Annotated in this window: 22 protein-coding genes; 12 read left to right on the top strand and 10 right to left on the bottom strand. The window is 72.4% G+C overall.

Annotated features, from left to right (window positions below):
- Window positions 1-69 precede the first annotated feature (69 nt).
- From mraY to ASF49_RS17885, 3 genes are all read left to right on the top strand, one after another.
- Window positions 70-1155, top strand: coding sequence for a phospho-N-acetylmuramoyl-pentapeptide-transferase (gene mraY / locus ASF49_RS17895; protein ID WP_056476067.1), 1086 nt, complete (start codon window positions 70-72; stop codon window positions 1153-1155).
- Window positions 1156-1165: 10 nt separating this feature from the next.
- Window positions 1166-2527, top strand: coding sequence for a UDP-N-acetylmuramoyl-L-alanine--D-glutamate ligase (gene murD / locus ASF49_RS17890; protein WP_056476064.1), 1362 nt, complete (start codon window positions 1166-1168; stop codon window positions 2525-2527).
- Between the two features lie 109 nt (window positions 2528-2636).
- Complete coding sequence (locus tag ASF49_RS17885; RefSeq protein ID WP_056476061.1) at window positions 2637-3914, top strand: O-antigen ligase family protein; 1278 nt, start codon at window positions 2637-2639, stop codon at window positions 3912-3914.
- Window positions 3915-4002: 88 nt separating this feature from the next.
- Here the strand turns inward: ASF49_RS17885 and ASF49_RS17880 are convergent, their stop codons facing one another.
- The 3 genes from ASF49_RS17880 to maiA all read right to left on the bottom strand — a co-directional run bounded on the left by ASF49_RS17880 (window position 4003) and on the right by maiA (window position 6433).
- Complete coding sequence (locus tag ASF49_RS17880) at window positions 4003-4329, bottom strand: hypothetical protein (RefSeq protein ID WP_056476058.1); 327 nt, start codon at window positions 4327-4329, stop codon at window positions 4003-4005.
- Between the two features lie 22 nt (window positions 4330-4351).
- Complete coding sequence (locus tag ASF49_RS17875) at window positions 4352-5683, bottom strand: NAD(P)/FAD-dependent oxidoreductase (RefSeq protein WP_056476054.1); 1332 nt, start codon at window positions 5681-5683, stop codon at window positions 4352-4354.
- Window positions 5684-5788: 105 nt separating this feature from the next.
- Window positions 5789-6433, bottom strand: coding sequence for a maleylacetoacetate isomerase (gene maiA / locus ASF49_RS17870; protein ID WP_056476049.1), 645 nt, complete (start codon window positions 6431-6433; stop codon window positions 5789-5791).
- A 186-nt stretch (window positions 6434-6619) separates the two neighbouring features.
- Between maiA and dgcN the strand changes: the two genes are divergently transcribed.
- Entirely contained in the window at window positions 6620-7651 is a 1032-nt protein-coding gene (gene dgcN / locus ASF49_RS17865; protein WP_056476046.1) for an N-acetyltransferase DgcN, read from the top strand.
- Window positions 7648-8634, top strand: a complete 987-nt coding sequence (dgcA, locus tag ASF49_RS17860) for an N-acetyl-D-Glu racemase DgcA (RefSeq protein ID WP_056476044.1) — start codon at window positions 7648-7650, stop codon at window positions 8632-8634. The genes dgcN and dgcA overlap by 4 nt, the downstream gene beginning before the upstream one ends.
- Before the next feature lie 79 nt (window positions 8635-8713).
- Here dgcA and ASF49_RS24755 read toward each other — a convergent pair whose 3' ends face one another.
- From ASF49_RS24755 to ASF49_RS17850, 3 genes are read right to left on the bottom strand one after another with little or no spacing between them, the layout of a single operon-like run.
- On the bottom strand, window positions 8714-8836 hold the full coding sequence (locus ASF49_RS24755) for a hypothetical protein (protein ID WP_272481512.1): 123 nt from the start codon (window positions 8834-8836) through the stop codon (window positions 8714-8716).
- Window positions 8833-9879: a cytochrome d ubiquinol oxidase subunit II gene (cydB, locus tag ASF49_RS17855; RefSeq protein WP_056476035.1), complete on the bottom strand. Its 1047-nt coding sequence runs from the start codon at window positions 9877-9879 to the stop codon at window positions 8833-8835. Before cydB ends, ASF49_RS24755 begins: the two co-directional genes overlap by 4 nt.
- A gap of 40 nt (window positions 9880-9919) precedes the next feature.
- Entirely contained in the window at window positions 9920-10243 is a 324-nt protein-coding gene (locus ASF49_RS17850) for a hypothetical protein (RefSeq protein WP_056476032.1), read from the bottom strand.
- A 321-nt stretch (window positions 10244-10564) separates the two neighbouring features.
- Between ASF49_RS17850 and ASF49_RS17845 the strand changes: the two genes are divergently transcribed.
- The 3 genes from ASF49_RS17845 (at window position 10565) to ASF49_RS17835 (ending at window position 13687) form a co-directional block, all read left to right on the top strand.
- Window positions 10565-12505, top strand: a complete 1941-nt coding sequence (locus tag ASF49_RS17845; protein WP_056476398.1) for a sensor histidine kinase — start codon at window positions 10565-10567, stop codon at window positions 12503-12505.
- Between the two features lie 89 nt (window positions 12506-12594).
- Window positions 12595-13314, top strand: a complete 720-nt coding sequence (locus ASF49_RS17840; RefSeq protein WP_056476029.1) for a peptidoglycan-binding domain-containing protein — start codon at window positions 12595-12597, stop codon at window positions 13312-13314.
- A 31-nt stretch (window positions 13315-13345) separates the two neighbouring features.
- The gene (locus ASF49_RS17835) at window positions 13346-13687 is read left to right on the top strand and encodes a DUF1491 family protein (RefSeq protein ID WP_056476025.1); all 342 of its coding nucleotides are present in this window, start codon (window positions 13346-13348) and stop codon (window positions 13685-13687) included.
- A 33-nt stretch (window positions 13688-13720) separates the two neighbouring features.
- On the opposite strand, the gene ASF49_RS17830 is transcribed toward ASF49_RS17835, so the two are convergent.
- The 4 genes from ASF49_RS17830 to ASF49_RS17815 all read right to left on the bottom strand — a co-directional run bounded on the left by ASF49_RS17830 (window position 13721) and on the right by ASF49_RS17815 (window position 19837).
- Window positions 13721-14845 (bottom strand): DUF2336 domain-containing protein, encoded by a 1125-nt coding sequence (locus ASF49_RS17830; RefSeq protein WP_056476022.1) that lies wholly within the window; start codon window positions 14843-14845, stop codon window positions 13721-13723.
- Between the two features lie 153 nt (window positions 14846-14998).
- A complete protein-coding gene (locus ASF49_RS17825; RefSeq protein WP_056476019.1) occupies window positions 14999-16660 on the bottom strand; it encodes a heme biosynthesis protein HemY in 1662 nt (553 codons plus the stop codon).
- 135 nt (window positions 16661-16795) lie between these two features.
- Window positions 16796-18982: a hypothetical protein gene (locus tag ASF49_RS17820; RefSeq protein ID WP_056476015.1), complete on the bottom strand. Its 2187-nt coding sequence runs from the start codon at window positions 18980-18982 to the stop codon at window positions 16796-16798.
- Window positions 18983-19111: 129 nt separating this feature from the next.
- Entirely contained in the window at window positions 19112-19837 is a 726-nt protein-coding gene (locus tag ASF49_RS17815) for a uroporphyrinogen-III synthase (RefSeq protein WP_056476012.1), read from the bottom strand.
- A gap of 146 nt (window positions 19838-19983) precedes the next feature.
- On the opposite strand from ASF49_RS17815, the gene tsaD reads away from it, so the two are divergent.
- From tsaD to ASF49_RS17795, 4 genes are read left to right on the top strand one after another with little or no spacing between them, the layout of a single operon-like run.
- On the top strand, window positions 19984-21027 hold the full coding sequence (gene tsaD, locus ASF49_RS17810) for a tRNA (adenosine(37)-N6)-threonylcarbamoyltransferase complex transferase subunit TsaD (RefSeq protein ID WP_056476010.1): 1044 nt from the start codon (window positions 19984-19986) through the stop codon (window positions 21025-21027).
- Entirely contained in the window at window positions 21020-21916 is an 897-nt protein-coding gene (locus ASF49_RS17805) for a GNAT family N-acetyltransferase (RefSeq protein ID WP_056476007.1), read from the top strand. The genes tsaD and ASF49_RS17805 overlap by 8 nt, the downstream gene beginning before the upstream one ends.
- Window positions 21913-22902, top strand: a complete 990-nt coding sequence (locus ASF49_RS17800; protein WP_056476004.1) for an NAD(P)H-dependent glycerol-3-phosphate dehydrogenase — start codon at window positions 21913-21915, stop codon at window positions 22900-22902. The genes ASF49_RS17805 and ASF49_RS17800 overlap by 4 nt, the downstream gene beginning before the upstream one ends.
- Window positions 22899-23363: an opioid growth factor receptor-related protein gene (locus ASF49_RS17795; protein ID WP_056476001.1), complete on the top strand. Its 465-nt coding sequence runs from the start codon at window positions 22899-22901 to the stop codon at window positions 23361-23363. The genes ASF49_RS17800 and ASF49_RS17795 overlap by 4 nt, the downstream gene beginning before the upstream one ends.
- Window positions 23364-23400 lie beyond the last annotated feature (37 nt).

Here is a 23400-nt window from a genome sequence, read left to right as displayed (position 1 = left end):
CCGGGGAGGGGCGACGCGCGCCCCTGAGCCTCCGGCCGAGTTCCGAACTGAACCACGGCCAGGTGCTGGATGCTGTATCTCCTGTCGGACCTGAGCGGCACCGTCTCCGCCCTCAACGTCTTCCGCTACATCACCTTCCGCACCGGCGGCGCGCTGTTCACGGCGGGCCTGTTCGTGTTCTGGTTCGGGCCGCTGATCATCTCCCTGCTGCGCCTGCGCCAGGGCAAGGGCCAGCCGATCCGCGAGGACGGCCCGCAATCGCACCTGCTGACGAAGCGCGGCACGCCGACCATGGGCGGCCTGATGATCCTGGCCGGCTGCGTGGTGGCGATCCTGCTCTGGGCCAACCCGCGCAACCACTACGTCTGGGTCACCCTGGCGGTGACGCTCGGCTTCGGCGCGATCGGCTTCTACGACGACTACCTCAAGGTGACGAAGCAGTCGCACAAGGGCTTCTCGGGCAAGTTCCGCCTGGTGCTCGAGGCCTGCATCGCCATCGCGGCCTGCGTGCTGATCTCGGTCTACTCGGCGCCCACCCTGCAGAACCAGCTCGCCTTCCCGATCTTCAAGGACGCCCTCCTGAACCTCGGCTGGTTCTACGTGCTGTTCGCCGCCTTCGTGATCGTCGGCGCCGGCAACTCGGTGAACATGACCGACGGCCTCGACGGCCTCGCCATCGTGCCGGTGATGATCGCCTGCGGCACCTTCGGCGTCATCGCCTACCTCGTCGGCAACGTCTTCACGGCGGGCTACCTGCAGGTGAACTACGTCCGCGACACCGGCGAGCTCGCGGTGGTCTGCGGCGCGGTGATCGGGGCGGGGCTCGGCTTCCTCTGGTTCAACGCGCCCCCCGCCCAGGTCTTCATGGGCGATACCGGGTCCCTCGCGCTCGGCGGCCTTCTCGGAACCATCGCGGTGGCGACCAAGCACGAGATCGTTCTCGCGATCGTCGGCGGCCTGTTCGTGCTGGAGATGATGTCGGTGATCATCCAGGTCGCCTCGTTCAAGCTGACGGGCAAGCGGGTCTTCCGCATGGCGCCCATTCACCACCATTTCGAGCAGAAGGGCTGGAAGGAGCCGCAGGTCGTGATCCGGTTCTGGATCATCGCCGTGATCCTGGCGCTGGCCGGCCTCGCCACCCTGAAGCTGCGCTGAGCCCGTTCCCATGACGCCCGTCACCAGCTTCGCCGGCCAGAAGGTCGCCCTGTTCGGCCTCGGCGGTTCCGGCCTCGCCACCGTCCGTGCCCTGATCGCCGGCGGCGCCGACGTGCTCGCCTGGGACGACAGCCCGGAGAGCACCGGCCGTGCCCGTGACCAGGGCATCACCGTCTTCGACCTGCGCGAGGCCGACTGGACCGGGTTCTCGGCCCTCGTCCTCGCCCCCGGCGTGCCCCTGACGCACCCCGCCCCGCACTGGACCGTGGAGAAGGCCGCGGAGGCCGGCATCCCGGTCATCGGCGATATCGAACTGTTCTGCCAGGAACGCCGCGCGCTGGCGCCGGGCGCGCCCTTCGTCGCCATCACGGGCACCAACGGCAAGTCGACCACCACGGCGCTGATCGCCCACATCCTGGCCTCGGCGGGCCGCGACGTGCAGATGGGCGGCAACATCGGCACCGCGATCCTGTCCCTGGCGCCGCCCGCGCCGGACCGGATCCACGTGATCGAGATGTCCTCGTTCCAGATCGACCTGACGCCGAGCCTCGACCCGAGCCTCGGCATCCTCCTCAACATCACGCCGGACCATCTCGACCGCCACGGCACCCTGGCCGACTACGCCGCCATCAAGCAGCGGCTGGTGGCGGGCGCGGACCGCGCCATCGTCGGCGTCGACGACGCGCTCAGCCGGGCCATCGCCGATGCGCGGACGGGGCCGACCGTGCGCATCCATGTCGGGACGCCGGAGACGGGCTTCGACGGCCTGTCGGCCCGCGACGGAAGGGTGTTCGACGTCGACGGCACGCCGATCGTCGATCTGACCGGGATCGGCTCCCTGCGGGGCGCCCATAACTGGCAGAACGCGGCCGTGGCCGCCGCCTGCGTCCGTGCCCTGGGGATCGGCGACGCCGAACTCGTCGCCGGCCTGCGCAGCTTCCCCGGCCTGCCCCACCGCATGGAGGAGGTCGGCCGGCGCGGGCGCGTGCTCTTCGTCAACGACTCGAAGGCCACCAACGCGGATTCCACTGAGAAGGCGCTGACCGCCTTCCACGACATCCACTGGATCCTCGGCGGCAAGGCCAAGGAGGGCGGCATCGCGCCCCTGGCGCCGCTCTTCGGGCGCGTGGCGCACGCCTACCTCATCGGCGCGGCGAGCGAGGCCTTCGCCGCCACCCTCGAGGGCCGGGTGCCCTGCACGGCCTGCGGGACGCTCGCGGTCGCCACCGCGAAGGCCGCCGAGGCGGCCGCCGCGTCGGGGGCGCAGGAGCCCGTGGTCCTGCTCTCGCCGGCCTGCGCCTCCTACGACCAGTTCCGGAGCTTCGAGGATCGTGGGGATCAATTCCGGAATCTGGTGCGCGCGCTGCCCTGAAGGCCTGCGCCACGCGAATCGCCATCCAAATTCTCAATCATTCTCGCCTCCCATCGATCGCGTGTAGCGCGGTCCCGCCCTGTCGGCGGCGCGGTGATGGGTTGAGTGCATGGCGTTCACGATGGCACCCGGCGCCGCGCGCTGGCAGGCGGGAGCCTGGGCCCAGATCCCCGTCCTACACGTGCTCCGGCGCCTCGCGACGCTGCTCCTCGTCGCCTTCATCTTCTTCGCCTGCTTCGCCTTCTCGGACACCTCGCCCTACGACGTGGTGGCGATCCCCACCATCGTGCTCTGGCTCTGCCTCGGCCTGCGCCTGCACCGGGGCATGGTGCCGCTGCTCTGGCTGCTGATCCTCTACGTCAGTGCGATCACGGTGGCGCTGCTGCCCTATGTCGACCAGCCGCTGCCGGTGACCTGGACGATCCAGCTCGCCTACCTCGCGATCACCGGCGTGTTCTTCGCGATGCTGTTCTCCGACGACACGCAGACGCGGATGGAGCTCGCCCTCAAGACCTTCGTGGCGAGCTGTCTCCTGTCGAGCGCCTTCGGCATCGTCGGCTATTTCGGCTACATCCCGACGGAGGACCTGTTCTACAAGTACGGCCGCGCCTCGGGCACCTTCCAGGACCCGAACGTCTTCGGCTCGTTCCTGACGCTGGGCGCCCTCTACCTCATGCACGGCCTGCTCCTCGGCACGAGCCGGCGGCCGATTCTCGCCTCGGCGATCCTGATGGTGATCGTGGCGGGTATCTTCCTGTCGTTCTCGCGCGGATCCTGGGCGGGCACGCTGATCGCCGTCGCCGTGATGGTCGGCAGCGTCTACGCCACGACGCCCTCGGCGCGCCTGCGCCGGCGCATCGTCACCCTGACGGTGCTGGCCCTCGTCGCCACCGCGGTCGCCATCGTCGGCCTGCTGTCGATCGGCGACACCGCGGAGATGTTCTCCAAGCGCGCCGCGGTCACGCAGGACTACGACACCGGCGAGACCGGCCGCTTCGGCAACCAGATGCGCGGCCTCGGCATGCTGGTCGACGAGCCCCTCGGCATGGGCCCCCTGCGCTGGCGCCTGATCTTCGCCCTGGAGCCGCACAACACCTTCATCGGCAGCTTCGCCAATGGCGGCTGGCTGGCCGGCGTCACCTTCATCGGCCTCGTCCTGACGACGAGCGTCGTCGGCTTCCGCCTGATGCGCCGCGACACGCCCTATCGCCGGCACGCCCAGATCGTCTTCCCGGCCCTGCTGATGTTCTTCCTGCAGGCCTTCCAGATCGATATCGAGAAGTGGCGTCACGTCTACATGATGCTGGGCATGATCTGGGGCCTGGAGGCGGCACGGCTGCGCTGGCTGACCGCCGGGCGAGGGTGGCACGGACGCTCGTACCCTTGAGGCGTGTCCCTCCGCAGGCGGGTCTCCCGGCCCGCCTGGGGGGAGGGGCGGCGCACGCACCGGGCGATGCCGGATCCGGAGGCGATGCCTAATCCGGCATCGGCGCCTCTGCCTCCTCCGGCTCCGGATCGGCCGTCCAGGTCGTGGCGAAGGCGGCCAGGTGGCGGGCATCCGCGAAGGCCAGGACGGTGACGGCCCGGTCCGCCGGCATTCCGCCGGGATAGGGCGACAGCAGGATCTTCTCCTCGGACAGTTTCGCCCCCGGCGCGTGCTCGGCGAGCCAGGCCTCCGCCTCGGCCGTGAGGCGGCTCGGATCGGCCGCGTCGCGCGCCCGGGAGTCGCCGCGCAGGACGAGGACGTAGGAGCCGAGCGCCGGATTGCGCTGCTGCACCGCTTTGACGATGTCGAGAAACATGCCGATCGCTTCCCAGCTGTGCTCAGTGCAGCTTCACGCGTGACTCGGTGCGCCGGGTCAGCGCCCGGGCGACCGCGTCGAGGGTCGTCTTCACCGTGCCGTGCAGGGCCTGCTCGTGCATCTTGTAGAGCGAACGGTACATCATCCGGGCGAACAGCCCGGCGATGAACATGTTCTTGCCCTTGATGAATCCCATCAGGCTGCCGACGGTGGAGTATTCGCCCAGCGAGACCAGCGAGCCGAAGTCGCGGTACTTGAAGGCCTTCAGGGGCCTGCCGGCCATCTTGTCGGGGATGATCTTGATGAGGTGCGAGGCCTGCTGGTGCGCGGCCTGGGCGCGGGGCGGGATCGGCGTGTCGGAGCCCTTCTCCACCAGGTAGGCGCAGTCGCCCATCGCGAAGATGTCCGGGTCGCGGGTGGTCTGCAGGGTCGGCGTCACCACGAGCTGGTTGTTGCGCGTGGTCTCGAGGCCGCCGATCTCGTGCAGGAACTGCGGCGCCTTCACGCCGGCCGCCCAGACCACGAGCTCGGAGGGGATGAAGCCGCCATCGGCGAGCTGGACGCCGTCGGGCCGGACTTCCGTGACCCGCGCCCCGGTGCGGACCTCGACGCCGATCTTGTCGAGCAGCACCATGACGTCCCGGGACATCCGCTCCGGCACCGCCGGCAGGATGCGGCTCGCCGCCTCGACCAGGGTGATCTTCAGATCCTTGGCCGGGTCGATGCGGTCGAGGCCGGTGGCGGCCACGTCGCGGGTGGTGCGGTGGAGCTCGGCGGCGAGCTCGGTGCCGGTCGCGCCGGCGCCGATCACCGTGACGTGGAGCTGGCCCGGCCGCACCGGACCCGGCTGGGTGTGGGCGCGCAGCATGCCGTTGATCAGGCGCTGGTGGAAGCGCACCGCCTGGCCCTGGGTGTCGAGGGCGATGGCGTTCTCCTGCACGCCGGGCGTGCCGAAGTCGTTGGTGGTGGAGCCCACCGCCATCACCAGCGTGTCGTAGGGGATCTCGCGCACGGGCGTGACCTCGCGCCCCTCGGTGTCGTGGCTGGCCGCGAGGTGGATCACGCGCTTGGCGCGGTCGAGGCCGGTCATCTCGCCGATGCGGTAGCGGAAATGGTGCCGGTGGGCATGGTGCAGGTAGTCGACCGCGTGGTGTCCGACATCGAGGCTGCCGGCGGCGACCTCGTGCAGCAGCGGCTTCCAGATGTGGGTCCGGGCCCGGTCGACCAGGGTGACGTGGGCCTTCTGCGTGCGACCGAGCTTGTCTCCCAGCTTCGTGGCGAGCTGCAGGCCCGCCGCGCCGCCGCCAACGACTACGATGCGGTGTAATGTGTCCTCGGTTTCGCCCGGTACCATGTCTCTGAGGTCCTCGTGTGCCGCGGATACGTGCCCCCACGACGGGCGACGCATGTTCATCCCGCGTTGGAGCTTAGAAGGATTAGAAAACGACCGCTATTCCCGTCACGCCGGTGCGCCCGGCTGGCGCAGGGGATGCGCCCGGGCGAAGGCGTCCTGGGCGAGGCAATCCTCGGCGATCCGGCGCACGGTCGGGAACGGCGCGGTGTCGACACCGAAGATGCCGGTGCCGACCCAGAGGCTGACCAGGCAGAGATCGGCGTGGCTGACGGCGTCCCCTTGCGCGTAGCGCCCGGTGCCGGGCTCCCCGGTGAGGCGGGTCTCCAGGGTCTTCAGACCGCTCGCCATCCAGTGGCGCACGAAGCCGAGCATGCGCTCGCGCGGCAGGTCGTAGGTCTCCATCAGGAAGTTGCGCACCCGCGGCACGTAGAGCGGATGGGTGTCGCAGGCCACGACCTGGGCCAGGGAGCGGGCGCGGGCGCGTTCGCGGGGCTGGCTCGGCAGGAGTGGCGTGGCCGGATGGATGTCCTCGAGATAGTCGAGGATCGCCAGCGACTGGATCAGCGGCGGACCGTCGCCATCGAAGAAGGCCGGCACCGCGCCCTGCGGGTTGATCGCGAGGAAGTCCGGGTTGAACTGCTCGCCGGCGTCGAGGTCGAGAAAGACTTCCTCGTAGGCGATGCCCTTGAGATTGAGCGCGACCCGGACCCGGAAGGCCGCGGCCGAGCGCCAATTGCCGTACATCTTCATGCGCGCAACGTTTCCTCTTCGCGGAATCTTATCCGTCTCTTATCGTCCGGCGACCACACCCGACATCGCGCCGGCCCGCAAGCCCGTTCTGCCGGCGAATGCCGGCGGATTGCACGATTTGGCAGCGCCGTGATCATCGCGCATAGGAGGAGGCGAGGGGTCCATCCTCGGCCGATGAGTGACGCGATGCAGATCGAGACGCCCTACCTGATGTTCCTCGGCGACGTGCCCGATCGCCTCGCCGCCAAGACGGCCTACGGCATCAAGGACTGGCGTCCCGAGTGGTGCGTCGGCCAGCTGCGCCTGCCGGGCTGCGCCGCCGATCTCGGGATCCCGGACCTCACCCTGGCCGAGGCCGTCGCGAAGGGCTGCCGCACGATGGTGATCGGCGTCGCCAATGCCGGCGGCGTCCTGCCGGAGCACTGGATCGCCGAGGTCGTCTCGGCCCTGGAGGCGGGACTCGACATCGCCAGCGGGCTGCATGCGCGCCTCGGGGCGGTGCCGGCGATCTCCGAGGCCGCCGAGCGGAACGGCCGCCGGCTCCACGACGTGCGCCACACCTCCGAGACCTTCGCCACCGGCAAGGGCAGCCGGCGGCCCGGCCGCCGCCTGCTCAGCGTCGGCACCGACTGCTCGGTGGGCAAGAAGTACACCGTGCTCGCCCTGGAGCGCGGCATGCGCGAGCGCGGGCTCGACGCGGATTTCCGCGCCACCGGCCAGACCGGCGTCTTCATCTCGGGGCGCGGCGTCGCCATCGACGCGGTGGTGGCCGATTTCATCTCCGGCGCCGTCGAGTGGATCGCGCCCGCGGCCGCTCCGGACCACTGGGACCTGCTCGAGGGCCAGGGTTCGCTGTTCCACCCCTCCTTCGCCGGCGTCAGCCTCGGGCTGCTGCACGGGGCGCAGGCCGATGCCTTCGTGGTCTGCCACGAGCCGACCCGGACGACCATGCGCGGCGTCCAGCACCCGCTGCCCAGCATCCGGCAGGTGATCGATCTCACGGTCCAGCTCGGACGCCTGACCAACCCGGACATCCGTCCGGTGGGCATCGCCGTCAACACCCAGGACCTGGAGGAGGGGGCGGCCCGGACGCTCCTCGCCGACCTCGCCCGCGCGCACGACCTGCCGGCCACAGACCCGGTCCGCTTCGGCGTGGAGGAGATCGTCGACCGGATCGTCGCCGAATTCCCGCCCGCGACCACGGGGGCGAGCGCGTGACCCGGCGCCTCGACGTCGCGGTCGAGCGCTTCCCGATCGCGGGCGCCTTCACCATCGCGCGGGGCAGCCGCACCGAGGCGGTGGTGGTCGTCGCCACCGTCACCGACGCGGAGGGCCGGGCCGGGCGCGGCGAGTGCGTGCCCTATGCCCGCTACGGCGAGACCGTGGAGAGCGTCGTCGCGCTGATTCAGGATCATGCCGAGGCGATCGCCATGGGGGCGACCCGGGCCGACCTGCAGGTCGGGATGAAGGCCGGGGCCGCGCGCAACGCCCTCGACTGCGCCCTGTTCGACCTGGAGGCCAAGCAGCTCGGGCGCCCCGCCTTCGCCATCGCCGGCCTGTCCGCGCCGCAGGTGGCCACCACCGCCTACACCCTCAGCCTCGGCGATCCCGAGAGCATGGAGGCGGCCGCGCGCAAGGCCGCCCACCGGCCGCTCCTCAAGGTGAAGCTCGGCGGCGCCGGCGACCCCGAGCGGATCGCCGCCGTGCGGCGCGGCGCGCCCGAGTCCCGTCTTATCGTGGATGCCAACGAGGCCTGGCGCCCGGACACGATCGAGGCCAACCTCGCGGCCTGCGTCGCCGCCGATGTCCGGCTGATCGAGCAGCCCCTGCCCGCCGGGGAGGACGCGCTCCTCGCCGAGATCGGCCGGCCGATCCCGATCTGCGCCGACGAGAGCCTGCACGACCGCGCCGGCCTCGACGCCCTCAGCCGGCGCTACGACGCCATCAACATCAAGCTCGACAAGGCCGGTGGCCTGACCGAGGCAGTGATGCTGGCCCACGAGGCGCGGGCGCGCGGCTTCTCCCTGATGATCGGCTGCATGGTCGGCACGTCCCTCGCCATGGCGCCCGCCATGCTGCTCGCCCACCACGCGGAGTACGTCGACCTCGACGGCCCGCTCCTGCTGGCCCGCGACCGGGAGCCGGCCCTGCGCTTCGAGGGCAGCCTGATCCACCCGCCCGAGCCCGCATTGTGGGGGTGAGCCCACAGGCCTCACCCCATCCCGCGCCTGCCGGAATGGGGCGTCCGGGCGGCGCCTTCACCGGGAACCGGGGCGCCGGTCACCCCTTCACGATGGCGCGCAGGAAGTAGACCAGCGCCGTGAAGGTCACGAGGCTGGCGGCATAGAACGCGACGAACCAGAGCAGCCGGCGGCCCTTGGCGGCGGACGAGCGCCCGCTCAATGCCCGTAGCCCCCGGATTCGATGTCCTCCGCCACCTTACCCCGGAAGACCCAGTAGGCGTAGCCGGTATAGGCGAGGGTCAGGGGCATCACCACGGCGTAGCCGACGAGGGCGAATTGCAGGGCGCTGACCGCGTTGGCCGCCTGCCAGATCGTGTAGTGCGGCGGCACGATGTAGGGGAACAGGCTGATGGCGAGGCCGAGGAAGCCCAGCAGGAACAGCGCGATGGTGAGGAGGAAGGGCGCCACGTGGCGACCGTCGCGGATGCCCTGGAAGATGCCCCAGGCGACGAGGGCCGTCACCATCGGCACGGGCGCCACGTAGAGGATGTTCGGCCAGGAGATCCAGCGCCACTGGATGTCGAGCCCGAGGAACGGCACCCAGGCGCTCACCACCGCCATCGACACGATGGTGGCGGCCAGGAACTGCAGGCTCTTGCGCCGGGCCCAGATCTCGAGCTCGCCCGAGGTCTTCATCACGCACCAGGTCGCGCCGAGCAGGCCGTAGCCGCAGACGAGGCCGATTCCGGTCAGCACGCTGAAGGGGGTGAGCCAGTCCATGGTGCCGCCGGAGAAGCCGCGACCCTCGACCTTGAAGCCCTGGACGAAGGCCCCGAGCACCATGCCTTGCGCGAAGGTCGCCACCAGGGAGCCGTAATGGAAGGCGTAGTCCCAGACGAACTGCGAGCGGTTGGCCTTGAATCGGAACTCGAAGGCGACGCCGCGGAAGATCAGGGCGATCAGCATCAGGATGATTGGGATGTAGAGGGCCGGCAGCAGGATGGCGTAGGCGACGGTGAACACCGCGAACAGCCCGCCGCCGCCGAGGACCAGCCAGGTCTCGTTGCCGTCCCAGATCGGGGCGACCGAGAGCATCATGCGGTCGCGCCAGTTGCCCTTCCGCGCCGCCGTGAACAGGATGCCGACCCCGAGGTCGAACCCGTCGATGACGACGTACATCGCCACCGCGACCGCGAGCAGCGCGGCCCAGACGAGTGGCAGCCAGAAGGCCGCGCCCTCGTATTCCATTCCAAAGCCGAACATCCGCTACGTCCCTCGTCCGCGCTGCGAATCGCCTACCGCATCACGGGGCCGTGCGTTCCCCGCGCTCCGCATGCCTAGCGCGATCAGCGTGGCTTTGCGCGCCCCGCCAGGGAACTTTCCTGTCACTCTCCGACAAGGTGTCACGGGAAATCGCGGACGCGGCGAGCGTCTGGCCGGCCCGCCGCCCGATCTCGGCGGCGCCCTCGCGCAAGGCCGCGTCACGCATTTCGGCGGGAAGGGCGTCCCAGGCCGCCGCGGCCGCGCCGGCGGCGGCCGGCCCCGCCGGCAGAGACTCGCCCTGGCGCTGGAGTGCCAGCCAGGACAGGGCGCCGATCACCAGGCCGGCACGGATGAGGAATGACATGGGTCTGGCCCGGACGCGCCCCTGCGGGAGGCGCGCCGACCGTCGCGGGCGACCGGTAAAGACCGCTTGACCCGTCGCCCGCAAAGCGCCGGAATGGTGAACACAAGCTTAGCGCGATGCATTTCGAGGCTTTTTCGTGTCATGCCCCGAAAAGGTCTGTCTCGGCGACCGGTCACGGTTACGTCCCGGAAAGCATGCGGAGACAATCGGACTGTCTAGCGCAAGACTCGCTTAAGTCGGCTCTGCGACGTTCGCCTCAGTCGAGTGTTCGTCGAGCCAAGGGGCGTCGGGGTGGCCGTCGGGTCATCGTCCGCGCTGTGCGTGTCGGTATTGCGTATCTACGGTGCCCTGGCTTCCCTCATCGATGTCCGCCTCACCGGGCTCGTCCATGAGTCGGTGACAGAGGATGGCGGCGTGCGCTTCCGGCACGAGCGCTTCCTCGTCTCCCGCCTCGCCACCGGCCTGATGATGATGCTGGGGCTGCCGCCCTACCTCGTCTTGCGCGGGGTTCCGACCGGCGTCGAGGCCCTGGCGATCGCCAGCCTGATGCTGCCGGTCTTCGCCGCCGTCCTCCTCTCCCGCACCGGCATTCTCTGGCTCGCCCACGCCATCTCCTCGGCCGGCCTCACCGGCGTGGTGGTCTGCCTCGCGATGATGACCGGAGGCGCCAATTCCGCCGCCGCGATCTGGCTGGTGGCGATTCCCCTGGAGGCCGTGGTCTCGGGCTCGCGGCGCGCCACCCTGGCGGCCGCCATCGTCGCGGCCTTGGGCGCGCTGGCCGTGGCCGTGCTGCCGCCCCTCACCGAGGGCACGCCTCTGCCCGAATGGTCGCGGGCCTTGGCGATGCCGGTCTTCGCGATCACGGCGATCGGGCACATCGCGGCCCAGGCCCTCGAACATTTCCGGCACGAAGGCCGCTGGCTCGCCCGCCTGCGCGACAACGAGCGCCGCGACCGCATGCTGCTCTCGGCGATCGACGACCTCGTGACGTGGCACGACCACAACGGCCGCGTCCTCGACGCCAGCGCCTCGGCCAGCCGCTTCCTCGGCGCCGAGCCGACGGCCCTGCACGGCCACGGCCTGCTCGAACGGGTCCATGTCGGTGACCGCCCCCTCCTGCTGCAGGCTTTGAGCGACGTCGCCGCCCATGGCCGTCCGGCGCGGGTGCAGTTCCGCCTGCACCTCGACTTCGCGACCGCCCGCGCCGAAGGCGCGTCCCGGGTCATCTTCGCCGAGATGCGCATCCACCGGATCGACGAGCAGGCGGCGGAGACGGCCGTGCCCGGCCGCTTGCAGTCGAGCGTCGTCGCGGTGACGCGCGACGTGACCGAGCATCGCCGCCACGCGGAGGAGCTGGAGCAGGCCCGCGCCGAGGCCGAGCGCGCCGACGAGGTGAAGAGCCGCTTCCTCGCCAATGTCAGCCACGAGCTGCGCACGCCGCTGAACGCCATCATCGGGTTCTCCGAGGTGCTGTCGGGGGAGGGCGGCATCGCCACCGATCCCGAGCGCACCCGCGAATATGCCGGCATCATCCGCAATTCCGGCCAGCACCTGCTGGAAGTGGTGAACACGCTCCTCGACATGTCGCGCATCCAGAGCGGCCACTTCGACTACGCCCCGGAGCCCTTCGACCTCTCGGCCCTGGTCCAGACCTGCTGCACCCTCATGCAGCTCAAGTTCGACCAGGCCGGCATCACCCTGGTGCGCGACGCCAGCGCCGCCCCGGTGGAGATCACCGCCGACATGCGCGCCTGCCGGCAGATGTTCATCAACCTCCTGTCGAACGCGCTGAAGTTCACCCCGCGCGGCGGGCGGGTGGAGGTCGGCCTGCGCGGCTCGGGCAAGCACCTCGACCTCATCGTCGCCGATACGGGCATCGGCATCAGCGAGGCCGACCTGCCCCGCGTCGGAAGCCCCTTCTACCAATGTGCCGGCGGCTACGAGCGCACCCACGAGGGGACCGGCCTCGGTCTCTCCGTGGTGCAGGGCCTCGTCGGCCTGCATGGCGGCGCCATCCTCATCGAGAGCACCCGCGGCGAGGGCACCACGATCACCGTCACCCTCCCGCGCGAGTGCCGGGCCACCACCGGTGCCATCCCGGCCGCGACCATCCGCACCCGCCTGCGCTCGCCGATCGCCGGCGGCAGCCTCGTCGCCGCCGCCAAGGACGGTCCCGTGCCGATGCGCCGGCCGATGGGCCTGTTCGAATCGAGCCCCGAGCCGGTGCGCGAGAGCTACGTTCCCTTGCGGCGCGTCGGATGAGCGCGCCGGAATCCTGCCAGCACCGGGCGGCCCGGGCCTCGCATCGCGCGAGGCCCGGACGCCGTTGCGACCAGCCCTGAGGAGATCCGATGCGCGAGCCGCACGCACGCCGCGACCAGCGAGAGATCGTGGTTCCGACCCGCACCCGCGAGGCGCGGCCCGTGGCCCGGCGCCGCCCGCCCCCCGGCCGCCTGGCGGGACTGAGCGCGCTGGCTGGAGGCGCCGGCCGCGCCGTCCTGCGCCATCCCGGCGAGGTGCTCGGGGTCGCCGCCGTCCTCGGCGCGGTATCGATGATCTGCCTGAACGCGCTGGGCTATCAGATGGGCCGCCACCCCGCGCCGATCTTCCCGAAGCTTCCTCCGAATGCGACGGTCTCCCGCGCGGCCGAAGGGCCGAAGCCGCCGGCTTCCGCAGTCGCCAAGGGGGAGGTGGCCAAGGGGGAGGTCGCCAAGGCGGACGCGACCAGGTCCGAAGTGGCCAGGTCCGAGGCGAGGGACGAGCCGGCCGGGTCCGAAGGTGCGGCCAAGGCGCCGCGGGACGGCATCGGCGAGCTCATCAGATCCGGCGAGTCGGCGGGCGCCGAGACCACCGCCTCGGTCGCGAGCCTCGGCGGATTGTCGATCGCCCAGGCGCAGCGCGCCCTGGTCAAGCTCGGCTACGGGCCGCTCAAGGCCGACGGCCTGATGGGCGCGAGCACCCGGGCGGCGATCGAGAAGTTCGAGCGGGACCGCAAGCTGCCGGTGAAGGGCGAGCCCTCGCAGCGGACCTTCCGCGAGCTCGCCACCCGGGCGGGGGTGACGCGGGGCTGATCCGGCGGGGCGGCGTGCTATAGACCCGCGCATGGCACGCCTGCGCTCGGATTTCTGGGTCTCCGCCCATCTTCGCCGCCTCGACATCGAGGGCATCGCCGCGGTCCAGCGCCGGCGCGGCTCCCCCGAGGCGGGGGCGATCTTCGTGAAGGTGGATCGCCTCGACGGCCGCGCCGATCTCTACGGGCCGGCCCCGCAATCGCTGGTCGATTCCGAAGGCGACGGCGACCGCCGCTTCGTGGCCCTCCTCAGCGAGGCCTCGCCCGCCGACGTGGAGATCAGGCTCGGCAAGGAGCTGCGCTTCGACGACGACCTCTGGATCGTCGAGATCGACGACCGCGCCGGGCGCCATCGCCTCGACCTCGCCGAATAGGCCATGCCGGCCGGTTGCCGGCCGGCGCCGCCTTCAGGTGGTCTGGCGCTGCCGGCTCGGCAGGGGCGTGCGCAGGGGCGGGCGCTCGGACGCCGAAGCCTGGACCCGCGGACGTGGTGCGTCGGGGGCGTGATAAGGCTGGTGGGCCGTCGCGGCGGCGCGATCCTGCGGGGTCCAGTCGAGGATCGCCGCCAGGAGGTCGCGCGCGGCGGCCCGCGGCAGGGTCCGGAACAGTTTGACCAGGTCGAAGACCCGGTCGACCGAGCGGGCGACGGCCTCGTTCAGGGTCAGGTAGATGTAGACCGCCTCCTCCTCGTGCAGGCCGGCGGCGCGCAGGGCGACGGTGAGCAGTTCGTAGCGCAGGGACGGATCGGGCGTCGCGGCGAGGAATCCCTTGGGCAGGCCGAGCATCTCGGTCAGCGCGGCCACGAAGCCGGCGACGTCGCCCCGGGCCGAGAACCCGGTGAGCACCGCCCCGGCCTCGCGCGGCGCGGGCGGGCTCGGCCGCAAGGCCGCCGTCGCCATCATCGCATGGCCGATGGCCTCGCGGCGGGTCTCGTCGGCCAGGAGGAAGAGCGGCGCCACGTCGGAATGGGCCAGATCCTGGCGGGCGAGGAGCGTGCGGGCGAGATCGGGCGCCTTTCGGGCGCGGGCGACGAGGCGCGCCAGCATCTCGCCCTGGAGGTTGACGGCGGGATTGGCGGCGAGGGACCGGTCGATGGTGGCGTCCTCGCGCGCGATCAGGTCCGCGAGGGTGGAGCGGCCGAGATCGTGCCGGCTGGCGATGGCGGGGCCGAGCTCGGAATCCTCCGTCAGGGCGGCCTGGATCATCGACGGGGTGAGGATCGGCGCCTGCGCGAGTACGGCGTCCCGGGCACCGCCGCCGCGCTCCACCAGGGCGGCCAGCAGGGCGGGCGGCGTGTCGGGGAAGGGCGCGAGCTTACGGGCGACGATCTCGGCCGTCTCGTCGTCGACGATCGGGATCAGTCCGCCGGCCAGGGAAGCGAAGGCCGACACGGTCTTGCGGTCCCGGACCGTGGCCGAGAGGAAGAGATCCGTCTGCACCCGGAGGATGACGGGTTTCAGGTCGAGATTGTCGAGACGCGACAATTCGATCAGGCCGGAGAGGTCCGGCGCATCGTCGAATGATGGGGACATGGCACTTCGGTTACGCAGAACTCGCTGATCGCAGGGATTAGCGGAATTGCGTGAACCGACCTTTAAGGACGGTCCGACCGGACCGTCCCTGCTTGCGCCATGCCGGTCATGATCGTCGGCCCGAGGGCTTCAGATCAGGACGGGAATCTCCCTTCAGCCCGCGCGGCGCGGCTTGGCGTCCTCGCCGGATTTCGGCGGGGGGAAGACCACCGGGGTGGGGGTGTTGGCGGCCATGGGGCCGCGCGCCGCGGCCGGTCCCGAGACCGGAGCCGAGGCGGGGTTCGCCGCGGCCGCGGCCATGCCGGCGGCCACCGGAGCCGTGCCGGCATGCGCCGGATCCCTGGTCACGCCGTCCTTGGATCCTGTCCCGTTGCCGCCGGAGGGAAACAGCACCGTGGTGGCCTTGGTCTCGGTCGGCGCGTTCCCCTTCGGCGCGGCGGCGGGGGCCGGCGCGGATTGCGGCATCGGGGCCGGGAGCACGCTCTCGGGCGCAGTCTCGTCCTCGACATGCGCCTCCTCGGGACCGGCGATGAGCTCGGTCGGGGTCTTCCACACGAAGGCGTCGAGGCGGCCGCTCACCGGCGAAACCGGCGCCCAGTGCTCGGAGGCGATGCCGTCGGCCACCCAGAGCGGGTCGCGCGGGGCGTGGGCGGCCCGCGACAGCCACTCGCGGGCGCGGCCCGAGCCGGCACCGTGCTCGGCCTCCTCGATGCGGGCCATGGTCAGGCAGGCGCGCACGGTGGGACGGTCGGCGAGGAGCGGTGCCAGGGCTTCGCGGGCCTGGCCGAACTCGCGCGCCTCGTAGGCCGCCTGCGCCATGGCGAGCCGTGCCTCGGGATGCCAGGACGAGATCTTGGCCAAGGTCTCGGCCCGGGCCATGCGGTCGCGCACGGAGTCGCCGGTGCGCAGGTTGAGGTAGGTCTTGGCGAGATCGGGATGCGGCCCGGCGCGCCAGGCGGCCTCGATGATCTTGGCGCCCTTCCGCAGGTCGCCCCGGCGCACCATCAGGCGCGCGGCGAGCACGGCCGCCGGAACGAGGTCGGGGGCGAGCTTGACGGCCTTGAGGACGCGCTCGGTGGCGGCCTCCGGCTCGCCGGCCTCGCGCTCCTGCGCGGCGGCGGTGAGCAGGACGGCGCGCTGGCGCCGGGCCGAGGCCTTGTCGATGAGGCCGAGGGAGGCGCGGCGCTCCACGGTCTCGTTGGCGCCGCTCCAGTCGCCGTCGGCGCATTGCGCCTCGAGCACGGCCTCGTTGGCCCAGGTGACGCTGGGCGCCAGGCGGGCGGCCTCGGCGGCGTAGGCGCGGGCGGAGGCATCGTCCTCGCGGCGGCGGGCCTCGACGAACAGGCCGCGCAGGCCGAGCACGCGGGTCTCGGGGTCGTTGACCATGCGCTGGAAGGCCTGCTCGGCGGCCTCGCGGTCACCGGAGATCTGCGCGGCCTGGGCCTTGAGCAGCAGCGTCAGCGGCTCGGCGCCGAGCAGGCGCTCGGCATCGTTGGCGTGGCGGCGGGCGGCGAGGGGATCGCCCGACCCGACCGCGACCATGCCGCGGGACAGGGCGGAGAAGCCCTTGGCCCGGCGCCGGTCGCGCGACCCGCGCACCAGGGTCTCCGGCAGGGTGATGAAGCCCCGCACGATGGCCCAGATGAAGCCGACCAGGATGGCGGCGATCAGGACGCCGATCAGCCCGATGGCGAGGCTGGTGGCCACCTCGTAGCCGTTCCACACGATGGTGACGGTGCCGGGATGGTCGGCGACCCAGGTCGCGCCGTAGGCGGCGACCGCGAGAAGGGCCAGGAAGGCGAGGGCGCGCCACATGAGATCAGAAACTCCTGGGAGTGGCGTCGGCCGGTCCGGCGACACCGAGAGTCGGGGGCGGAAGCACTCGGTGCTCCCGCGCGAAATCCGGGGCGCCGCGCATCCCGTCGCAGAGTAGGGCGCGCGGCCGCGCGCTCAACGGGAGGCGCCGGTGGCGGGCAGGCCCTTGAACGCGTCGGCGAGCAGGCCCTGGGCCGCGTCGCCGGCGGCGGCGCGGGAGGCCAGCTTGGTGCCGAACTCGCCCGCTTCGGCCCGTGCCGCCTCGGGCAAGGCCGCGAAAGCCTCGGCCGCCTCCTTGATCGCGCCGCGGTCGAGGGCATCCTGCACCTTCGGCGCGGTGTCGGGGGCCGGCGCGCTGGCGCCGCTCCCGCCGGCCGGGGCCTCGACGCGGCGGACTTGGACGATCGACTCGGCCATGCTCATCAGCTTGGTGCCGATGTCGCCGGTCTCGGCCACGGCCTTGCTCTGGGCGGCCCGGCGCTTGGCCGCGATCTTCTCGGCGATGGGCCGGAACTCGGCCGCGAGGGACCGGGCCGTCGGCGCGCCCTTGTCGGCGAAGGCCGCGACCGCGCTGAGCCGTGCCGGGTCGCCCGGCTCCAGCCCGCGAAGGGCCGAGAGGGCGTCGGCGTAGGGCGCCCCGGTGTCGAGGGCGGTGACGATCCGGTCGGCCGAGACGACGCGCAGGGCCGCCTGCAGCGTCGCGGTCTCGGCGCGCTCCGACACCGCCTTGTCGAGGCCGGCGATCTTGTCGGCCTGGGCCTGGAGCTGGCGCTCCACGGCCTTTGCGGCCTCGGCCGCCTGCACCTTGCTCGCGTCGGCGACCTTCTCGCTCGCCTGCGTCGCGCTCTGGACCGCTTCGGTGGCGGCCTGGACGCGCGCCTCCAGCGATTGCTGGAGGGCGGCCACCTTCTGGCTCAGCGCCTGAGCCGCCTCGGCATTCGCCTTGGTCCTGGCCTCGACGTCACCCTGGAGGGCGGCGATCTTCGGGGCGAGGTCGGGCTGCGCGGGGGGCTTCGGTGCGGAATCGACCTTGCCCTCGATCGCCTTCAGGCGCCGATCGAACTCGGCGAGCTGCGGCGCGGGCGCCTGCGACACCGCCATGCGGGCGTCGCCGCCCTGGTCGCGCCCCGGCTCCTCCTGCAGGGCCGAGACGCGCTGGTCGAGGGCGTCGAGGCGCGCGACCAGATCCGCCGGGACGGCGGACGAAGCCGCGGCGGCCGGTGCGCCCTCGGCGGGAGCCGGAGCGCCGCCCTGGGCCGCATTCGCCTTCTCGAGGGCCTGACGCGCGGTCGAGACCGCCTCGGGCACGGTCTTGAGGGCGGCCTCGTTGGCGGCGACCCGCTTGTCGAGGCCCGCCAGCGCATCCTTGGGGGCGAGCGCCGCGATCCGCTGGTCGAGGGCGGTGATGCGCGCATCCTCGCCCGGCGCCATCAGGCCGCTGCGGGCGACGCCGAACAGCAACCCGGCGCCGACCACGCCGCCGAGGAGGCCGGCCGTGACGAGAGAGCCGAATCCGGCCCCGGACGAAGCGGCGGGGGCCGTCGCGGCAGCCGGGGTGATGCGCGGCGTCGTCGGACCACCGGCCTTGGGCGGCTCCGAGGCGCCCTTCTGATCAGAGGGCTTGCCGTCCAGACTCTTGCCGTCAGGCGTCTTGCCGTCCACCGGCTTGCCCGACATCCCGGCGGCAGCACCGGCAGCACCGGCAGCACCGGCAGCACCGGCAGCACCGGCAGCACCGGCCGGTTTCGCCGGCGGCACCGGGTCCGGCATGCGCTTGGCCTTGAGGTCGATGATCGGACCATCGGTCACGGCCTGACCCGGACGAGCGCCGGGCTGCGTTCCGCCGAAACCGCCGGAGCGGGGCGGCTCGGATTTCGCGGCATCCGCCTTGAACGGCTCGGCCCTCGGTGCCTCGGCCTTCGGTGCGTCGGTCTTCAGCGGATCGGGCTTGAGGGCATCCGGCTTCGGCGCGTCGGCCTTGATCGCATCGGTCTTCGCCGACCCGACGGCCAGCGGATCGGGCTTGGTCAGGTCCGGCTTGGAGGCATCCGGCTTCACGGCATCGGACTTGCTGGTGTCGGCTTTGGCGGCATCGGGCGCGAGGATCGCGGCCTTGGCGGCTTCCGTCTTCACGGCGTCCGTCTTCGTGCCTTCCTTGACCGGCTCAGCGGTGCCCGGCGTGCCGCCGGGCTGACCCGGCTTGGCCGATGCCTCGACCTTCGGCGGAACGGAGCCGCCCTGCGGGGCGGGCTTGCCGGGCTCGGGCGGCCGGCCACCCGTGGGAGAACCCGGGCGGTTGGCGTCGCTGTTGGGTGGTTTCACGGTTCAAGGCTCCCTTCCCGTCTCCCGCAGCCCGGCCCGTTCGGCGCATCCGGCGCCCGGTGGGTCGAGGCTGGCGGCGCAGCTTCTTGCGCTCGTCCTAGCACCAGGGCCGCCGCCGGAGCGAGGCCCTTATCGCAATCCTGTTGGCCCGGGGGCCGGCAATCCCGCGAAGAGCGCGTCCTCCCCGGGGCGTTCGGCCACGAAATGGACCGCGACCCCGGCGGCGACCAGGGGCACGGCGACATCGGCCGACAAGCAGTAATGCGTCAGTGCCGCGAAGGCTCCGCCGAGCCCTTCCGCGCTGGCGAGATCGTGTGCGACCTGAGCGCTGCGCCGTGAGTAGTGCAGGGCCGCGTCGAGGCCGCCGTGTCCGAGACCTTCGGCCACGGCGCCGGGCAGGCGCGCCGCAGCCGTTGCGGCGTAGACGTCCTGCACCGTGAGACGGAATCCGGCCGCGACCAGGGCGGCGGCGGGCTCCGCCTTGCGCTCGGCCCCGGCGGCGTGGAGGAGGCGGGCGCCCGGGGGCAGCGAGGCCGCGACCAGCCGTGCCAGGGACGTCGCCTCACCCGCCGCTTCGCGGACATCCGCGAAGCCGGCCGCCCGCGCCAGGGCGGCCGTGCGGCTCCCGACCGCGAAGGTCGGAACGGTGCGCAAGCGCGCGCAGTCTTCCGGTTCCAGGGCCGTCACCGCGTTGGCGCTGGTGAGGATCAGCCCCGCGAAGGCATCCCCCGGCAGGCGGGCGCCGGTGGGCCGCACGGTCAGGACGGGTGCGACCAGGGGGCGATGCCCGAGGGTGGCCAGGCGCGCGCCCGTGCGCGTCGCTCCCGGTTCCGGCCGTGCGACCCAGATCCGCATTCCGTCCCGCACTCCCCGAAGCCGATCCCTATCCATGCCCGTCCGGCCGCCGGTGGCAACCCGTCGTTGCCGCCGGGGGAGGCGGACGATAGGGTGCCGCGCGTCCCACGGGCCACCCCGCTCTCCTTCGAGATGATCCGCCGTCCATGAACGTCCTCGGCATCGAAACGACCTGCGACGAGACCGCCGCCTCCGTGGTCGCGCCCGGCGAGAACGGGCGCGGGCGAATCCTCTCCAACGAGGTGCTGAGCCAGATCGCCGAGCACGCGGCCTATGGCGGCGTCGTCCCCGAGATCGCGGCCCGCGCCCATGTCGAGGTGCTCGACCGGCTGATCGAGAGGGCGCTGAGCGGCGCCGGCCTGACCCTGGCCCAGGTCGACGGAATCGCGGTGGCGGCGGGGCCGGGCCTGATCGGCGGCGTCCTCATCGGTCTCGTCACCGCCAAGACCCTGGCGCTGGTGGCGCGCAAGCCCCTGATCGCGGTCAACCACCTGGAGGCGCATGCGCTGACGGCGCGGCTCACCGACGGCATCGGCTTCCCCTATCTCCTCCTCCTCGCCTCCGGCGGGCACACCCAGCTCGTGGCGGTGAAGGGGGTGGGCGACTACGTCCGCCTCGGCACCACCATCGACGACGCCATCGGCGAGGCCTTCGACAAGGTCGCCAAGCTCCTCGGCCTCGGCTACCCGGGCGGCCCCGAGGTCGAGCGCATGGCCGAGACCGGCGATCCGGAGCGCTTCGCCCTGCCCAGGCCGATGCTCGGCCGGCGCGAAGCCAATTTCTCCCTGTCCGGCCTGAAGACCGCCCTGCGGATCGAGGCCGAGAAGCTGGCGCCGCTCTCCTCGGTCGACGTCGCCGATCTCTGCGCCAGCTTCCAGGCGGCGGTGGTCGACGTGGTGGTCGACCGCCTGCGGGTGGCGATGCGCGACTTCGCGGCCGTCGCCGGCCATCCCACCGCCCTGGTGGCGGCGGGCGGGGTCGCGGCCAACGGCGCGATCCGGCGGGCGCTGACCACACAGGCCGGCGAGGCGGGCCTCGCCTTCGTGGCACCGCCCCTGTCCCTCTGCGGTGACAACGGCGCGATGATCGCCTGGGCCGGGATCGAGCGCCTGCGCCTCGGCCTCGTCGACGACCTCACCGCGCCGGCCCGCGCCCGCTGGCCCTTCGCGGAGCCGAAGGCGGTTGCCTGAGGCCGCGCGGCTGCGCTGGCGCGCCCTGGTGGAGCGGCGCCTGCCCGAGGCCGCCGGCCCGGACTGGCCCGTGCAGCGCGACCATTGCTTCGCGCGCATCCTCCTCGACAACACCTGCGGCGGACCCTGGCGCGAGAGCGTGCCGGCCCCCGCCTGGGCGAACCTGCCCCTCGACCAGCTCGCGGCGGCCACCGAACTCGGCGAGGCCGTCCTGACCGGCCGCGCCGACCTCTTCGCGCTGAACCGGCGCTCCCTGGCCCTGCGCGGCAAGCTGCGGAACGCGGAGGCCGCGACCTCGCCGGAACGCCTTCGCGACGGTGACGTCCTGCTGCGTCCCTGGCAGGCGGAGGACGAGGCGCCCTTCGCGGCCCTCAATGCCGATCCCGAGGTCATGCGCCACTTCCCCGCTCCGAAGGACGCGGCCGCCAGCCGGACCGAGGCACGGGCCTGTGCGCGGCGCTTCGCGGTGGACGGCTTCGGTCCCTGGGCCGTCGAGATGGAGGGGCGGGGGTTCGTCGGGATGATCGGCGGCGCGCGCCTCCTGCGCCCGATGCCGTTTCCCGGCGGCGACCGCCCCGGGCGGATCGTCGAGATCGGCTGGCGCCTCGCGCGGAGCGCCTGGGGGCTCGGCATCGCCACGCGGGGCGCACGCCTCGCCCTCGCCGACCTGTTCGGGCGCTGCGGCCTCCACGAGATCGTCGCCTTCACCGCCGAGGCGAACACGCCCTCGCGCCGGGTGATGGAGCGCCTGGGCATGCGTCCGGCAGGGGGCTTTCCCCATCCGGCCCTGCCGTCGGGGCATCCTCTGCGCCCGCATCTCCTGTATCGTCTGCAGGCAGGCGCCTTCGAAGCTCGGGCTCCATTCCAGATGCAGGAGACGCGCGCATGAGACGGATCGGAGTCGTCGGCGGCGGCGCCTGGGGCACGGCCCTCGCCAACGCGGCCGCCGCGGCGGGGCACGACGTCACCCTGTGGCTGCGCAATCCGGAGGCGGCCGCACGGCTGGAGGACACCCGCGAGAACGCCCGCTACCTGCCGGGCGTGCCCCTCCACGCGCGCATCGCGGTCACGGCCGGAGCGTCGGCGCTGGCCACGGCCGGGACCGTCCTGATGGTGACGCCGGCCCAGACCCTGCGCGGGGTGCTGGCCGACCTGGCGCCCGCCTTCGCGTCGGAGGCCGCCATCGTGCTCTGCGCCAAGGGAATCGAGCGCGGCACCGACGCCTTCCTGAGCGAGGTGGCGGCCGGGCAACTGGGTGCTTCGGCCCCCGTGGCGGTCCTGTCCGGCCCGAGCTTCGCCGCGGACGTCGCCCGCAACCTGCCCACCGCGGTCACGCTCGCGGCGGCGGATGCGGCTCTTGCCGCCCGCCTCGCCGGCACGCTCTCGGGGCCGGCGCTCCGGGTCTACCACACCGACGACGTGCGCGGCGTCGAGATCGGCGGGGCCGGCAAGAACGTCCTCGCCATCGCGTCGGGCATCGTCGCCGGGCGCGGCCTCGGCGAGAGCGCCCGGGCGGCGCTGATCGCCCGGGCCTTCGCCGAGCTCATGCGCTTCGCCCGCGCCTATGGCGGCCGACCCGAGACCCTGATGGGCCTCTCCGGCCTCGGCGACCTCGTGCTCACCGCCTCCTCGCCGCAATCGCGCAACTTCGCCTTCGGCGAGCGCCTCGGCGCCGGGGCCTCGCCGGAGGCGGCCGCCGGCGGCAAGCTCGCGGAGGGCGCCTTCACGGCCGCGGCCCTCGTCGACCTCGCGCGCAAGCGGGGCATCGAGATGCCGGTGGCCGAGGCGGTCGCCGCCATCGTCTCGGGCGGGGCCAGCGTCGACGGCGTCATCGCCGCTCTGCTGGCGCGGCCGCTGCGAGGAGAAGCCGAGTGAGTCAGCATCCCGTCCGCGGATTCCTGGCCGGCAGCGGCCGCGACGGCGCCGGCCGGCGCCTCGCGGACGTCCTCGCCTTCGACGACGCCCATATCGAGGACGTCCACGACTACATCCAGTGGTGCTTTCCCCTGCACGAGGCCAGCCTCGCCGTGCCGGGCGCGCCGGTGCTGAGCCGGGCCGAGGCCGAGGCGATCCGCAACGATCCGGCCGCCCTTTCGGGCCTGCGCGCCGCCCTCGGCCGGATGACCCGCTTCTATGCCGAGACCGAGGGCTGGCTGCGCTCGCACGACCACAATCACCTGCGCATCACCCGCATCCTCTCGGCGGTCTCGGATCTCCTGGGCTCCGAGGCGGCGGCCGAGTTCCACGCCTTCGTGACCGCCCGCAACGGGAAGGCCGGCGCGCCGGTCAACGCCACGAGCCTCCGCTACTGGGACTCCGCGCTCCGAAGGGCCTGACGGCCACGCTTGGCCGGTGCTATGGAGCCGGCGTCTC

The organism is Methylobacterium sp. Leaf104 (assembly GCF_001422885.1).
Lineage (GTDB): Bacteria > Pseudomonadota > Alphaproteobacteria > Rhizobiales > Beijerinckiaceae > Methylobacterium.
This window is presented reverse-complemented; position numbering and strand designations above follow the sequence as displayed.